The organism is Pseudoflavonifractor sp. An44 (assembly GCF_002161675.1).
Lineage (GTDB): Bacteria > Bacillota > Clostridia > Oscillospirales > Oscillospiraceae > Enterenecus > Enterenecus faecium.
The window spans coordinates 1-15,153 of sequence record NZ_NFIH01000025.1 but is presented as its reverse complement, the minus strand read 5'-3'; the positions used below and the strand labels follow the sequence as shown (position 1 = coordinate 15,153).

The following is a 15,153-nucleotide window of genomic DNA, read 5'->3' as shown; positions in this document are numbered from 1 at the left end:
GAGGGAAGGGTATTTTGGTGATTGAGGGGCCGACATTATGAGAAAAAGTGCCATGGAAATAAATCGGGAAACTCGGGATTTATTTCTTCGGATGGTAGGAGATTTTGCACTAGACAGAAAAAGCGTTTATCCAGACTGCTCCGGCGAATTGGAGGACCTGCTTTATCTAGCGCATATCCATAGTCTTGAACCTGTTGTGTACTACATGCTTCGGGAACAACGGAAGCAATTGTCGATCCAAAACTTAGAACAGGTCCAATACATGCAAAGGGTATATCATTCTGCTGTGTACATATCGGTGACTCAGGAGGCTAGCAGAGCGGAAATCGAAGAAGCCTTCGAGAAAGCGGGCATCAAGATAGTTTTCTTTAAGGGGGCGCAGCTGCGAGAGTTGTACCCTGTGCCAGAACTACGTACCATGGGCGATATGGACTGCCTGATTCGACGGGAAGACCGGGCCAAGGCCCACAAGTTGATGATCCAGTTGGGCTATGAGTGTCAGGTGGACGCAGAGCCGGTGTGGATGTATAATAGAAATGGCATTGTGATTGAGATGCATACGCTGCTGGCTGCTAAGGACATCGGTAATGGAGTCGATTACGAATTCTTCTTCTCGGATGCTATGGAACACGTGATGAAAAAGAATGGAAAGTTGTGTCTGGGAAAGGAGTATCATCTCTGTTATCTGATTTATCACATTGCTAAACACCTGTGTTCTACGGGAGCAGGGGTGAGGATGATTGCAGATATTGCAGCAACTTTGCGCTTCTACAGCGATACGATGGATTGGGAAGGGCTTAAATGTTTGCTGGAAGCGTCTTATCTGCATGAAACGGCGTTGGCAATCTATGGGCTGTGCTACAAGTGGTTTGGAGTGGAACCTCCTGAGCGATACAGTGGCTCAGAGTTAGTGCTGAAAGACTTAGAGGCATATATTGTAGGGGGAGGCGTCTTTGGCTTTGAAACGCACGACCTTGGAGATGTTTACCGGAGGAATGCGTTTCGAGGAAAAGCTGGAAATAGTGGTGATAGGTACTGCCTCAAAATGATGAAGGACTATTTTTTCCCTCCAGGCGCCTATCTTGTGAAGTATTTTCCTTTGGCGGAAAAGCGTAGATGGCTGTTGCCTGTGGCCTGGATGTGCCGCTGTTGGGCAGGCCTGTTTCGTCGAAAAGATCATTCTGTGGCGACTATACGCTCTATGACACGAGGAGATGCGGAACTCAGCTATCGGGAAGTACTCATGCTTAAGGAAATAGGATTATGAAGAGGAATGCTCTATAATACGAAATCTGGAGTATCGACAGTTTTTGCCTCCATCATAAAACAAAAATCCTCTGTCGCTATCTGGGAGTATAAGCAAAAAACTCTGTGGTATTACTGCAGAGTTTTTTGCTCTTTCTGAGCTAAAAACGAATGGCAAAATGTATATTCAGTGCAATTGCTGTGAAATTGTGCAGTTTGTCGAATCGCTCTTTTGAAACAGACGAAGTGTTGTGGGAGTGTACAATAAATGGAACGGGGATGGCAAGAATTTCTACAGACCGGGGAGTGAGGGGTGTATTGTAAAAAGAGAAGGGATAAGGTAGAATAAACTGTGTATACCCTGTGATATGCTAATAAAAAATATAATGCTATCGCACAGGGATCATGGTAGAAAATGAGAGAGTGCATTTTGCGCTTAGATCAAAAGGAGCGTTGAAGATCGTGGAGCCTTTTAAGAAAAAAGTGTGGCTTTCTACCCCTACTATGCATGGAGAAGAGTTGCGCTACATAACAGAAGCATATGAGAGCAATTGGATGTCTACGGTGGGTGAGAATATCAATGAAGTGGAGCGCATGACCTGTGAAAAGGTGGGATGCAAATACGCAGTGGCATTGTCTGCGGGGACCGCTGCCCTGCACCTGTCCGTGAAGCTGGCGGGTGTGAAGCCCGGTGATAAGGTGTTTTGCTCTGATATGACTTTTGGCGCTACGGTCAACCCAGTGGTGTACGAGGGTGGCGAGCCGGTGTTTATTGACACTGAGCGTGATACTTGGAACATGGACCCGGTGGCCCTGGAGAAAGCCTTTGAGCTATATCCTGAGGTCAAAGTAGTGGTGCTGGTACATCTGTATGGTACACCCGCTAAAGTGGATCAGATTCGTGCCATTTGTGACAAACATGGCGCGGTGCTCATTGAAGATGCTGCTGAGTCGCTGGGAGCTACATACAAAGGGCATCAAACAGGTACCTTTGGTTCCTATCGAGCCATTTCCTTCAACGGGAATAAAATCATAACTGGTTCCTCCGGTGGCATGCTACTTACCGACGATGAGCATGCCGCCAATAAGGCTCGAAAGTGGTCCACTCAGAGCCGTGAGAATGCCCCGTGGTACCAGCATGAGGAGCTTGGGTATAACTACCGCATGAGCAACGTAATTGCCGGTGTAGTACGTGGACAGTACCCTCATCTGGAAGAACACATTGCTCAGAAGAAGGCCATCTACATGCGGTACAAAGAGGGGTTCAAAGATTTGCCTGTGACCATGAACCCCTACGATGAAGCCAATAGCGAGCCCAACTTCTGGTTGTCCTGTCTGCTCATCAACCAGGAGGCTATGTGTCGTCAGGTACGCGGTGAGCAGGAGGCCCTGTACATCAGCGAACCGGGGAAGAGCTGCCCCACTGAGATTCTGGAGAAACTTGCCGCATACAACGCAGAGGGACGTCCTATTTGGAAACCGATGCATATGCAGCCCATTTACCGGATGCATGCTTTTGTCACCCGTGAGGGCAATGGTCGAGCCAATACCAACGCTTATATTGCTGGTTCTGGCGTTGACGTAGGCATGGATATTTTCCAGCGTGGCCTGTGTTTGCCCAGTGATAATAAGATGACCGAAGAGGAACAGGCCCAGGTCATTGAGATCGTGAAGAGCTGTTTTGCATAATGGAGGAGAGACGAGAGAGTATGGTGCAGACAAAGCACACACCCTATGGTTTGTATGAGCGCTTTTTTAAACGAGCTCTGGATATTTTCTGTTCTTTGATGGCGCTTCTGGTGTTTTGGTGGCTATATGTGATCGTGGCCATTTTGGTTCGGGTGAAGCTGGGCAGTCCGGTGCTGTTTACCCAGGATCGGCCAGGGAAGGACGAGAAGATTTTTAAGCTCTATAAGTTCCGCACCATGACAGATGCCCGAGATGAGAATGGTAGGCTACTGCCTGATGATGTGCGTTTGACCAAGTTTGGTAAGTTGCTGCGTTCCACCAGCTTGGATGAGTTGCCTGAGGTGTTCAATATTCTCAAGGGAGACATGTCTATCATTGGTCCTCGGCCGCTGCTGGTGAAGTATTTGCCCCTTTACAATGAGGAGCAAAAGCGTAGACACGAGGTGCGTCCAGGTCTGTCTGGGTATGCACAGGTCAACGGCCGCAATAGCGTGTCCTGGGAAGAGAAGTTCCGCATGGACGTGGAATATGTGGATTGTGTGACCTTCGTGGGGGACGTGAAAATCATTCTGGGTACGGTACTGAAGGCGTTTGTCAAACGAGAAGGAATCAATTCGGAGACGGCGGCTACGATGGAAGAGTTCAAAGGGACAGTGAAGAGCAAATGAAGACACTTGGAATTATTGGCGCCAGTGGCCACGGAAAAGTGGTTGCGGATATTGCCAAGAAATTGGGATATGAAGAGATCGTGTTTTTTGATGACAATCCAGAGGTAGACTACTGTGGTACTTATCCTGTTGTCGGAGTAACACAGAACATTTTCGAGTGCAACTGCCATGCATTTGTCGCTATTGGAAATCCAATGGTGCGCAGCCGTCTGCTGGAACAGCTGGAGCGAGAGGAGAAGGACGTTCCGGTATTGGTCCACCCCAGTGCAGTGGTGGCGGAGGATATTCAGCTTGGAACGGGAACTGTGGTGGCGGCAGGTGCGGTGATAAATCCCGGTGCTAGGATTGGAAAAGGTTGTATTATCAATACCTGTTCTTCGGTCGACCATGATTGCATCGTTGAGGACTATGTACATGTTTCCGTGGGAGCCCATGTGGCAGGAACAGTCCAGATTGGACACCATACTTGGATAGGAGCTGGTGCCACGGTCAGCAATAACTTAAACATCTGCGCTAACTGCATGATTGGTGCTGGTGCTGTGGTGTGCAAAGATATTGTGGAGGGGGGGAACTATATTGGAGTCCCGGCAAAGAAGAAATAAAATATGCTATGTAGTTACGATTCCTACTACGATTAGAGCCTTTTTCATCCCACAGCTGAAGTATTTGGCGGAACATGGGTATGACATCACGGTTGTGTGTGGACAGGACGATAAGCTACAACAGGACCTGGGGGATAATATTTGTTATACTCCTGTGGATATGCCGAGAGGATTATCTCTGTTTGGCTCGATGAAGGCGATCAAGTTACTGTATAATGTCATGAAAAGCAACAGATTTGACCTTGTTCAATACTCCACACCGAATGCTGCACTGTATGCATCAATTGCTTCAAAGCTAGCTGGAGTTAAGGTGCGCAACTATCACCTTATGGGGTTTCGATATTTGGGAGCATCAGGTATCGGGAAAAAAATTCTCAAGGGAATTGAACAGATTTCTTGTAAGCTATCCACATCGATTGAATGTGTCAGCGAGTCCAATCTAAGATTGGGGATTCAGGAAGGGATTTTTGAGGAGAAAAAGGCGACAGTTGTATGGCACGGCAGTACAGGCGGAGTTGATTTGAGACGCTTTGACTACGCCAAAAGATACATCTGGCGGAATGAAGTCCGATCCCAATTGGGCCTTGCAGATGATGACTTCGTGTTCGGGTTTGTGGGACGAATCACAAAAGATAAGGGCGTCAACGAAATCCTGGAAGCATTTCTGGGCAGTCAAGTGGGAACAAAGTTGCTGCTTGTCGGAGCGGAGGAAGGTTTGGACACCTTGGATCAATGGTTGCTTCAAAAAGCAAAGTCTCATCCAGATGTTATATTTCAAGGACCGGTAAGAGATGTAGAACGGTATTTATCTGCTATCGATGTACTGCTGTTACCCAGTTATCGGGAGGGATTTGGTAACGTGGTTATTGAAGCGGCCGCCGTAGGAACTCCAGCTATTATCAGCAACATTCCAGGGCCCATTGATGCAGTTGAGCCGGGTAAGACAGCACTTGTGGTTTCGGCCAAAAGTGTAAGTGAGTTGGAAATGGCAATGGAGTGTACTCGAGGAGACAAAGTTCATGGGATGAAAGAGAATTGTGTGGAGTTTGTACGGACACATTTTGACAGCGAAAAATTGTGCAAAAAAATATTGGAGAGAAAGAGTAAGCTGATAAACTAAATGAGATTGGTTGAGGGAGAAAAAATGGTAAGGGTGTTACATATTTTAAATAATTTGGGCAGTGGTGGTGCAGAGTCTTTTGTAATGAATGTCTATCGTAATATTGATCGTTCCAAGGTCCAGTTTGACTTTTTGGTTCGGAGTAAAGAGAATGGTGTGATGCTGAAGGAAATTGAGGGCATGGGAGGAAAGGTGACAATACTGCCAGGTTTTCCGAAACAGGTTTTTGCCAATTACAAGGCATTAAAACGTTATCTGAAAGAGCATGCAAAAGAGTACAAGGCGATTCATGTCCATGCAAATTCTCTGGTTTATGTAAAGCCGTTGGCGTTGGGGAAAAAATACGGGATAGAAAAAAGAATTATTCATTCCCATAATACCCGGAGTGCAGCAGGTTTTTTGCATAGAATGAACATTAATAGAATCGATAAATGGGTTACGGATCGATTTGCATGTTCAAATATGGCCGGAGATTTTATGTTTCCTAAGAAAAAATTCACATTTATTCCGAATGGAATTGAATTGGACAAATTTCGTTTTTCTCAGGAGGATAGGGAAAAAATTAGAGCGAAATTGGAGATTGGCGATACAACAACACTGATAGGGCATGTGGGGAGATTTACCCACCAAAAAAATCACGAAAAACTGCTCGATATTTTTGTGGAATATCACAAATTAAATCCATCATCTAAGTTAATGCTGGTTGGTGATGGGGAGGAAAAAGCAAAAATACACAATTTGGTTTCGCAAAATGGAATTAAAGATCATGTAATTTTTGCTGGGGCAGTTAACAATGTGAATGAATATCTTTCTGCAATGGATGTCTTTTGTTTACCTAGTTATTACGAAGGTTTAGCAATTGTGTTGATTGAGGCACAGGCAGCATCACTCCCTTGCATTGCTTCTTCATCCACTCCACCAGAGTCTAATTGTGGTAATGTTGTATATAAAAACCTAGAGGAATCTCCTTCGAGTTGGGCCTCTTCCATTTACAAAATGATTGAAAATGGAAGACATGAGAGTGACAAAGAAAAGCTAGGGAGATTTGATATTCGATCGGTTGCTAGGTACTTGGAAGCGTTCTATTTGGGGGGGATGAAATGAGCCTGGTTAAAAAAAACTTGAAATATATTCAGGAATTTGGGTTGGTGTTATTTATCTTATCTGGATTAGTGAGTATATTTGGTATATTCAAGATGTGGAATGTTCAGTATTTTGTGGAGCTTTGGAAACGGAAAAAAGTGAAAAAGTATCTGGAAAACGATATTTGCACACACGATATTATGCAGGAGGTTATTGCAACCGAACATTCAAAAGATATTGTGCACAAATCAAATGCGATTTGGGTTTTTTGGTATCAGGGAATAGAGTGCGCTCCTGACATTGTGAAAGCATGCATTGCATCCATCAAAGAGAATTGTAAGGATTATGATGTTGTTATTCTGGATAAGGACAATATTAGTAACTACTACGTTCCCACACGATCAATCCAGCAGAAGTTAAATGATGGACGCATGTCATTGACTCATTTTTCAGATATACTAAGGATGAATTTATTGAACTCCTACGGTGGAAGATGGATTGATGCAACTATTTTCCTTACTGGGGATGTCTTTAAAGACAGACGATTTTTTACATTAAAAGGTGATTTTGATACAAAAAGAATATCAGAAGGCAAGTGGACAGGCTTTTTTATGGGAGGGGAGAATCCGTATCTATACCACTTTTTAACGATTGCCTTTAATCAGTATTGGGAAAAGCATGATATGCTAATCGGGTATTTCCTGATTGATTACTTGATTGACTTAGCATATTGCAGTAACGAATCTATTAAAGCGTGCATTGATTCTGTTGAAAAGATTAATGGAGATATCTATTTTTTGCAAAACAATTTGAATAATATATTAGATGATGCGAAATATCAGAAATTTACTACAGAAACTATGGTTCACAAATTAACCTACAAAACAGAGTTAATTGAGAACACGGATAGCATTTATAATAAATACATTAAAATACATATCAAGAAATGAAAAGTGGTGAGGAATTTGAGAGAAAAAAAGGTTTCTATTATTATGGGCATTTACAACTGCGCCAAAACATTGGATACGGCAATTGAATCTGTCTTGACACAAACGTATACCAATTGGGAACTGATTATATGTGATGATGGGTCGACAGATAATTCCTACGAAGTTGCAAGGAACTACCAGCGGAAATATCCTGAAAAAATAATCTTGCTGAAAAACAAGGAAAACCAAAAGTTGGCTGCCACTTTGAATCATTGCCTTTCGGCGGCAACCGGTGAATATGTTGCCAGGATGGATGCGGATGATGAAAATCTGCCCGAAAGATTAGAACGAGAAGTTGCGTTTTTGAATGAGCATCCTGGAATTACCTGTGTTGGTTCCAGTGTAGTGGTATTTGACGATCACGGTTCTGAGTATGTGCGTGTGTTCAGCGATAACCCCCAGCATACATGCCTAATACATGGTGCACCGTGTGCCCATCCGACGATTATGATGCGAAAAGAAGCTTATGATCAATTAAATGGCTATCGGTCTGCACCAGAAACGCAGCGGGCAGAAGACATCGACATGTGGTTTCGTTTTTTTCGAGAAGGTTTTACTGTTTGGAATATTCAAGAACCACTGTATCGATACAGAGAAAATGCTGCTGACTTTAAAAAGCGAACAATGGAAGCGGCGATCGGCACAACAAAAGTCTGCCTGACGGGATATAAAACGCTGCACTATCCATTGCACTACTATCTGTATGCATTTAAGCCGATTGTAGTTACGCTGATTCCAAAGAGGCTGATGCACATGTATCATACTCATTTAGATAATAGGAAGAAAAGATGAATCAAGATTTAAAAGAAATTATTACTGAAGATAAAGAATACTACTATGGTGGAGGAGCTAAAAGGGTATATAGAGCGATAACCCACAATCCACTATATCAGAGAGGAAAATACATAATAGCTGCACGTAAAGCAGGTTACTATTTTTTGCATAGAAACTCTTTGATAAATAAAATACGGTTCCTATATTACTCCAGAAAGAAAAATGTTCTTGGTGAAAAACTAGGAATTGAGTTGGGACCACATGAATTTGGAAGAAGAATAAGAATATATCATAATAATATTGTAATTAACGCAGGTGCGATTATAGGAAACGACTGCGAACTCTATGGGAATAACTGTATAGGAAATAAAGGAAGCGCCTCAGATGCATTGGGGGCCCCGATAATCGGAGATAAGGTGTCTTTTGGAGTGGGAGCAAATGCGATTGGTAGAATTTCAGTTTGTGACCATGTACAGGTTAGTAGCATGTCTTTGGTAAATAAGGATATTACAGAATCTGGATTATATGGAGGCGTTCCTGTACGATTGATTAGGTCTAAAACGTAAATGCCCACTTGGAATGAGGAGGAGAACATTGGTTGTATCATTGTCTTATTTAGGAAGTGTTGCACTTTATGTATTTGTATTTATAGTATCTGCATGTGTGTTAAGAGCTAAGATAAGAAATCGTACGCTTCAAATTGTTTTAGCCTCCGTACTTCCGTTTCTGATTTCAGGATTCCGCTATAATGTTGGATGGGATTATGGAAGCTATGCGTGGGGATATGAATTGTTTGATCCAAGCTTATCCTTATTTGAGATGCTCAGTGAATATCAGTTCGGTGACTCAATAGGATTAAATCTTGTGTTGATTATTACTAAGAATCTAAATTCCCAATTTCTGTTCTTTGGGATTACTAGTGCTCTTTGTTTTGTGCCTGCTTTTCTTTATTTAAAGAAAGAATGGGACACACGAGAATATTTCATTCCACTAGCGATTTTCGTAACGGGATTCTCATTGTTTTTCACAGGACTTAGCGCAATAAAGCAAGGAATTGCCATTAGTTTTTGCTTATACTCATTAAGTTATGTGTTCCATCGAAAGCCCGTTAAATTTCTGCTGTTTGTAGTGATTGCTTTCTTGTTTCACTCCAGCGCCCTCCTATTCTTACCCGTATACTTTTGCTGGGATCATAGAGGAAAATCAGCAGGGTGGAAGCAATTTTGTGCAATAGGTGGAGCGTTTTTATTTCTTACCTTTTTTGCAGAGATTATTTCCACCTTTGGTGGGGAGAGATTTGAGGAGTATGCTACCTCCGTTGTTAGAACCAATAACTACATGTTTTATTTGACTTTATTTTGGTTGCTTATCTTTCTGGTATTTCGACGCAAACTTGTTAAATTAGACGCTAGAAATGAGATGCTGATCGTTCTCTATGCTATTGCGGTTATTTTTATGTTGCTAGGCTTTCAGAATGCATTTGTAAAACGAATTGCCTATTATTTTGATGTAGTTCAGATTATGTTATTGCCTCAGCTGGTTTTTATTTTTACTAAGCGCAGCAGGAAGTTAGTTGTGATGCTAGTGGGAGTTTACATTGTTTTATATTGTATGATGCAGAATAGTGGAGCGGTGGATAGCATGGCTCCTATTCCATATGCTTTTGTATTCGGAGAATTAGCATGAACATGAAGAAAGTATGTATTTTGCAAAATAGTATGACCTATGGTGGAACAGATACATTTGTGATTAACCTTTGCAGAGGTCTGGTCGAGGACGGATACCATGTGACAGTTATATTGTCCGTTGATGAAGACGAACACTTGCCAAGAGAAGGAGAGTTATCGGGGACAGGTGTTCGAATCTTGAAAACCTGTCATTTGCGTGGGGTTGTGTCAAAGCTTAAACATTTAAAGCTTCTATACGCAGAATTAAAGAGAGGAAAGTACGATGCCTTTCAGAGTAATGTTGATCTCTTTAACGGGCCACAGATGCTGGTGTCATGGCTGGCCAGAGTTCCTGTGCGGGAGTGCCATTCCCATAACTCTCAACAGGATAGAGAATTGAGTCAAGGAAGGACCTTGGCAATCAGATTATATCAAGGCGTAATGCGTTGGCTATGTTGGACGTTTTCAAATCGCAGGTGTGGCTGCTCTCAGCGGGCAATGGATTTTCTGTTTTTAAATAAGTGGAGAAAAGATCAACGTGCAAAAATTATTCATAATGGGATTGATGTAGGGCTTTATCGAGAGAAAGACGATAAAGAACAAAGAAAGAAAATGATGGGACTAAATAATTCCTATCATATTTGTACGGTTGGTCGCATTTCATTTCAGAAAAATCCAGAATTTCTCCTGGATGTTTTTTTTGAACTGTCAAAGATGAGAAGCGATGTGGATTTGGTGTGGTGTGGCAAAGGTGAAGATGAAGCTGCCATACGTGAACAGATTTCTGAATATGATTTGGAAAAGCGAGTAAAAATGCTTGGCGCAAGGAACGATATTCCTGAAGTGTTATCTAGTTCAGACGTTTTTTTGTTCCCAAGCAGGTTCGAAGGACTGGGTATTGTGCTAGTTGAGGCACAAGCGGCCGGGCTGCCGTGTATTATATCTGATGTAATTCCCGACGAAGTGAATTGTGGGCTTTGCATGCCACTTTCACTTGATACAGGTGCGGAACACTGGGCGATGCAAATAAACAATATACTGGATAAGAAAATTTCGCTCAGCTTAGATGAAAAAAAGTTAAAAGCCTATGAAATCGAGACAATGATCAAAGAGATGGAAGAGGTACTAAACTAATGGACAAAAGAAAACGGATTGTTTTTGTTAATCTTCATTCCGACTGGATGCTTGTGAAAAGTGCAGCTGTATATTTGTTTAAATATTCTGCAGCAATCAAGCATGGGTACTTGTTGAAATATCTGTTGGACCACCCGGAGTATGAGGTGTGCAATTATATTAATGATCGTGGTTTTTCGTGGCTACGAAACGACAGCATAGGATTGATGAAATTTCTGAACATGTTTCGTTTTGCTGAAAATAGAAAGACAATGAAGGTCAACGGCATTGATTCGAAGAAAATCACTGTATTAAAAAGTGCTTCAGAGATAAAACCGGATGATATGGTAGTTCTATATAACGTTTGTTCGGATAATTATAGGGGTATGGATGGTGTTCATGCCTTCAAAGCTTTGAGTATGCTCCATTTTCATGGCATAGAAGGCGAAAGTGACGTAATTAGAAGAGCTGATGTAAGTTGCCTATTTGGTGAGGTAAATTTGGAAACCAACTGTGAACTGTATCGCCGCTATTACCATGTGGATAAACCCTGGATAACCCATCCATTTGTGTTCGCTGAACGCTTTCAGAATAGAGTGCCGTTTGGCCAAAGAAAGAATATGGCGTTTGCAACAGGTACTATCACTTATAAGCATCACAAAGAATTTGTGGAAACCTATATTGATCCTTGTGACCAGCCGACCCGGAAACAGATTAAGGACAATCCAGAGTTTTTCAAAGATACAGTGTATTGTACAAGTAGTGACTACCTGGAAGATGACGCTGGGAAAAAAGTTAACGAAACAGATATTCTACCTATTAAATTATATAAGAAAATATATAATAGAACTCATGTCGGAAAGCAGAAAAAGTATTACTCCTTTGACATGGTAGAAGCATTTAACAACTACAAGATGTGTATTGTCGGGGAAGAAATTCTGGGAATACCCGGAATTGGCTTTGTAGAGGGAATGGCATGCGGCTGTGCATATATTGGACAGGATATGCCAGCTTATCGAGATTGGGGACTCATTCCTGGTATCCACTACATAACATATGATGGAACTAAGGAGGACTTGAAGCGGGTAATCGAATATTACCAAATGGATGACCATCAGACTGAACTTGAAAAAATAGCTCGTACAGGTTGTGAGTACGTTAGAACGCATTTTAATGGAGATGCAGTAGCGCAACAGCTAATAGAAAAATTGGAAGAGCAACAAAAACTTTGGCTTGAGCAGAGAGGAAAGTAATATGGGAGAGAAAAAACTTCATTTAATTATGCCGATGGGAGGGGCAGGTTCTCGTTTTTTTAAGAATGGCTTCGTAATGCCGAAGCCATTAATTGAAATCAACGGGAAGCCTTTTTTGTACTGGGCAACGCGTTCTATTGAAAAATACGTAGAGTTGGAAGACATTACTTTTGTTGTATTAAAACAGCACATTGCAGATTTTGATATTGATAAAGTGATTTTACGTTATTTTCCTGATGCAAAAATTGAGGCAGTGGATTTTGAAGAGGTTAAATCTGGACCGGTGATGACTTGCCTTAGTGGGCTAAAAAACGTATCAGATGATAAACCAATCCTATTTAATGATTGCGATCATATGTTCTCTTGTAGTTCTTTTGCTCGTGATATGAATTCTGGTACGTGGGACTACGATGGAGCATTGTTATCGTTTGATTCTGATCAGCCGCAATTTAGCTACATTCAATATGAGAATGATCGAATCATAGGTACAGTAGAAAAAAAGGTTGTCAGCAATCATGCAATTTGTGGTGCGTATATGATTCGTAACGCTCAATTGTTCCGTGATATGGCGGAAATGTATCTGAAAAACTGCAATTATAGTGAATATTTTGTGAGTGGTATCTATAATGTGATGTGCCAAAAAGGACTTGACGTGCAAAATCATACAGTGGATTTTCATGTTCCGTTTGGTACCCCGGCGGAATATGAGAAGGCTCAGGATTCAGAGTATTTTACAGTATTAGAGTGAGCAAGGGGCGCGTATACAGGATGCCGCAAAATCGGGAGTGAGAGATAAGGTGAACAGCTATAATTTAGGTGGTCATTCTGGATGTCAAATTTATTTGATGGAAGATGATGATGGAAAGTCCTTTGTTCGTAAGATTTCAAAGGATGAGAATTATAACGAGAGGTTAAAAGCTCAAAGTGAAAAGCAAGCCTCTTTCCATGGAGAGCCGGTTAAAGTCCCGGCCGTTTTGAATCAGGGGTATACGGAAGAAGGCTTGTACTTTTTTGATATGGAATATGTCCAGGGGATTACACTTGCCGAATACATCAAAACGATGGAAATAGGGAAAGTGAAAGGACTTGTCGAGTCATTGGTTAGTAGCATAATACCCACCAAAGCCATTGCATCTACTCCGGAGTGCAAATATGATGTGTCACAAATATTTGCAAAAAAGCTGTCGGGTCTGAAAAAGACTTTATCTGTCCACCATAATCCTGTAATTGATCAGTCCTTGGCTTTACTGGAAGCACATGATTGGAGTAAACTGAATTATTCTCAGTGTCATGGCGATATGACTTTGGAGAACATCATTGTCAAAAATGACAAGCTCTATTTCATTGATTTTCTGGATTCATTTTATGACTCATGGGTTCTAGATATTGGGACATTGCTGCAAGATGTTCAGGTAATGTGGTCTTATCGTTTTCAAGAAACCGTTAGCATGAATACGGTGCTCCGCTTGATTGTTTTCCGGGATTTGTTAATTGATGAAATAAAAAAGGTAAATCCTGCATATGTAGTTGATGTATATTATTCGTTGTTACAAAAACTGATAAGGATTTATCCTTATACAAAGGACGAATTTACATATAATTTTTTGAATGAGAATACAAGGCGTGTGATTGATAAGATAATTCAGTTAGAAAAAGGGGCAGGGGAGGAATCATTATGAGTACACTGATCGTACCCTGCATGGGACGGAAGTTGGCCAATGGAATTCCACAGTATTTAAACCGTCACCCGAACGGGAAATTGTTGATTGAACGCAGTATTGAGGGTGTATATACCGACCAGTATAAAAAGGTTTTGGTTGTTTTGCTGGCTGAGGATGAAAAAAAGTTTCATTCAAAGTCAATCATCTGTCGTGAAGTAGTAAAATACCCCATTGAAGTAGTTATTCTTGATGAGATGACATGTGGACCAGCGGAAACAGTGTATGAAGCATTAAGAAGAACCAATATCACAGGGGCGGTTGTTGTGAAAGATGCCGACAATTATCTAAGGACAGAGCAGGTTCCACAAGGAAATTTTGTTGCCGGACTTGATTTGAATAAATGGGAACGAGATATCCACAATTTAAGGAACAAGAGTTTCTTGATTGTAAATGAGCAAGGAAATCTATTGGATATTATTGAAAAACAGGTAAGGTCTGATATAATTTGCTTGGGTTTATATGGATTTAATAAGGCTGAGGATTTTATAAAGGCGTATGAACATTTGAATGATGCAAGCTATCCGATTACTAAGTTGTATGTTAGTCATGTGATTTCTTATCTGATTGGTTACTCAGGGCGAGTATTCCATTACGTACCTTCCTTGGCGTACGAGAATTGGGGAGACGAACGTCTTTGGAAAGATATGCAGCGAGATTATACGCTGTACTTTATAGATCTAGATCACATACTAGGTACGGAAGGCGTTCTAACTGAGAAAAATAAGATGAAGCTTACGACCTTGCAAAACAGAGGGGCTTCTTTCGTAGGATATACCGTAAAAAATGAGTATTATAAAATTGAAGCCTTGAAGGTATTGGGGGAAGCCGGACTACATTTTATCAAGATTGTGTATGGCTGTCCGTATTCAGAAAATAAGGAAATTATCGCTTCGGAAGAAGGACTTGAAAACAAAGTGATTGAATTATAGGAAGGTCGGCACAATGGACCAATAAAGAAATTACACGATTTGTTTTATGCGTTTAATAAATAGCGTTCGTTGTTATACCCCACAGCAATTATTTTGTTAAGTAAAGTGCATTCATAAGCTATTTCTCCCTCGCAGGCTTTGCTTTGGCTGGGAGAGGTATTATAAATAAGCTGATCTGAAAGGATAAGGTTGAAACATTGTAGTCTAAGTACCATTCCGAAAAAGGGCGCACAAACCCAAGCCCCCTAAAAGCGGGCAAAAATCGAATTTATGTTTAAAATCTAAACAGTAGGTGGAGCG

15 protein-coding genes are annotated in these 15,153 nt (G+C 41.5%); all 15 read left to right on the top strand.

Annotation, left to right across the window (positions count from 1 at the left end; genetic code table 11):
* Positions 1-37: 37 nt before the first annotated feature.
* The 15 genes from B5F98_RS10585 (at position 38) to B5F98_RS10520 (ending at position 14,853) form a co-directional block, all read left to right on the top strand.
* On the top strand, positions 38-1,267 hold the full coding sequence (locus B5F98_RS10585) for a nucleotidyltransferase family protein (RefSeq protein ID WP_087372368.1): 1,230 nt from the start codon (positions 38-40) through the stop codon (positions 1,265-1,267).
* A gap of 482 nt (positions 1,268-1,749) precedes the next feature.
* Positions 1,750-2,934: an aminotransferase class I/II-fold pyridoxal phosphate-dependent enzyme gene (locus tag B5F98_RS10580; RefSeq protein WP_242961660.1), complete on the top strand. Its 1,185-nt coding sequence runs from the start codon at positions 1,750-1,752 to the stop codon at positions 2,932-2,934.
* A gap of 20 nt (positions 2,935-2,954) precedes the next feature.
* Positions 2,955-3,602 (top strand): sugar transferase, encoded by a 648-nt coding sequence (locus tag B5F98_RS10575; RefSeq protein WP_087372362.1) that lies wholly within the window; start codon positions 2,955-2,957, stop codon positions 3,600-3,602.
* The gene (locus B5F98_RS10570) at positions 3,599-4,204 is read left to right on the top strand and encodes an acetyltransferase (protein ID WP_087372359.1); all 606 of its coding nucleotides are present in this window, start codon (positions 3,599-3,601) and stop codon (positions 4,202-4,204) included. The genes B5F98_RS10575 and B5F98_RS10570 overlap by 4 nt, the downstream gene beginning before the upstream one ends.
* Positions 4,131-5,324 carry a glycosyltransferase family 4 protein gene (locus B5F98_RS10565; protein ID WP_343219404.1) on the top strand — a complete coding sequence of 398 codons (1,194 nt, stop codon included), beginning with the start codon at positions 4,131-4,133 and terminating at the stop codon, positions 5,322-5,324. Before B5F98_RS10570 ends, B5F98_RS10565 begins: the two co-directional genes overlap by 74 nt.
* Entirely contained in the window at positions 5,325-6,428 is a 1,104-nt protein-coding gene (locus B5F98_RS10560) for a glycosyltransferase family 1 protein (RefSeq protein ID WP_087372353.1), read from the top strand.
* Positions 6,425-7,357 carry a capsular polysaccharide synthesis protein gene (locus B5F98_RS10555; protein WP_087372350.1) on the top strand — a complete coding sequence of 311 codons (933 nt, stop codon included), beginning with the start codon at positions 6,425-6,427 and terminating at the stop codon, positions 7,355-7,357. Before B5F98_RS10560 ends, B5F98_RS10555 begins: the two co-directional genes overlap by 4 nt.
* Before the next feature lie 42 nt (positions 7,358-7,399).
* Positions 7,400-8,188, top strand: a complete 789-nt coding sequence (locus B5F98_RS10550) for a glycosyltransferase (protein ID WP_087372348.1) — start codon at positions 7,400-7,402, stop codon at positions 8,186-8,188.
* Complete coding sequence (locus B5F98_RS12805; protein WP_143482783.1) at positions 8,185-8,736, top strand: hypothetical protein; 552 nt, start codon at positions 8,185-8,187, stop codon at positions 8,734-8,736. The genes B5F98_RS10550 and B5F98_RS12805 overlap by 4 nt, the downstream gene beginning before the upstream one ends.
* Before the next feature lie 28 nt (positions 8,737-8,764).
* The gene (locus B5F98_RS10545; RefSeq protein ID WP_158099839.1) at positions 8,765-9,856 is read left to right on the top strand and encodes an EpsG family protein; all 1,092 of its coding nucleotides are present in this window, start codon (positions 8,765-8,767) and stop codon (positions 9,854-9,856) included.
* On the top strand, positions 9,853-10,971 hold the full coding sequence (locus B5F98_RS10540; protein WP_087372342.1) for a glycosyltransferase: 1,119 nt from the start codon (positions 9,853-9,855) through the stop codon (positions 10,969-10,971). The genes B5F98_RS10545 and B5F98_RS10540 overlap by 4 nt, the downstream gene beginning before the upstream one ends.
* Positions 10,971-12,203 carry a glycosyltransferase gene (locus B5F98_RS10535; protein ID WP_087372339.1) on the top strand — a complete coding sequence of 411 codons (1,233 nt, stop codon included), beginning with the start codon at positions 10,971-10,973 and terminating at the stop codon, positions 12,201-12,203. Before B5F98_RS10540 ends, B5F98_RS10535 begins: the two co-directional genes overlap by 1 nt.
* Positions 12,184-12,951, top strand: a complete 768-nt coding sequence (locus tag B5F98_RS10530) for an NTP transferase domain-containing protein (protein WP_242961657.1) — start codon at positions 12,184-12,186, stop codon at positions 12,949-12,951. Before B5F98_RS10535 ends, B5F98_RS10530 begins: the two co-directional genes overlap by 20 nt.
* A gap of 37 nt (positions 12,952-12,988) precedes the next feature.
* On the top strand, positions 12,989-13,882 hold the full coding sequence (locus tag B5F98_RS10525) for a phosphotransferase (protein ID WP_242961656.1): 894 nt from the start codon (positions 12,989-12,991) through the stop codon (positions 13,880-13,882).
* A complete protein-coding gene (locus B5F98_RS10520) occupies positions 13,879-14,853 on the top strand; it encodes a hypothetical protein (RefSeq protein WP_087372330.1) in 975 nt (324 codons plus the stop codon). The genes B5F98_RS10525 and B5F98_RS10520 overlap by 4 nt, the downstream gene beginning before the upstream one ends.
* Positions 14,854-15,153: the final 300 nt, after the last annotated feature.